The 326-nt window shown below is 73.6% G+C and carries 1 pseudogene; it reads left to right on the top strand.

The window, feature by feature from the left end:
- Window positions 1-326: pseudogene (locus tag HMPREF9440_RS11020) on the top strand (hypothetical protein); the annotation flags it as partial.

Here is a 326-nt window from a genome sequence, read left to right as displayed (position 1 = left end):
GCCCCCGCCGATCCGGAAGGCCGCACGCCGCTTCTGATCCTCGCGCAGCAGCTCGGGCGCGGCTGGCGTGCGGGCGGCGCCGATTGGGCGACGAGCGCGGCGGGCGTGCTTCTCACGAACGGTGCGGATCCCAACCGCGCGATGCCGCCCGCAGGGGATCCGTCGCCCTTCGCGCAGATCACGGGCGGCGCGACGCCTCTGCACCTCGCCCTCAGGGCGGAAGGACCCGCCGCGGAAGACTTCGTCCAGATCCTTCTCGATGCGGGAGCCGACCCGAACCTCGCGGACGTGAAGGGCGTCACGCCCCTTATGACGGCGGCCGGGCA

Source organism: Sutterella parvirubra YIT 11816, from assembly GCF_000250875.1.
GTDB classification, from domain to species: Bacteria; Pseudomonadota; Gammaproteobacteria; order Burkholderiales; family Burkholderiaceae_F; genus Sutterella; species Sutterella parvirubra.
Note: the sequence above shows the minus strand (reverse complement) of the source record. Positions and strands in the feature narration are given on the sequence as shown.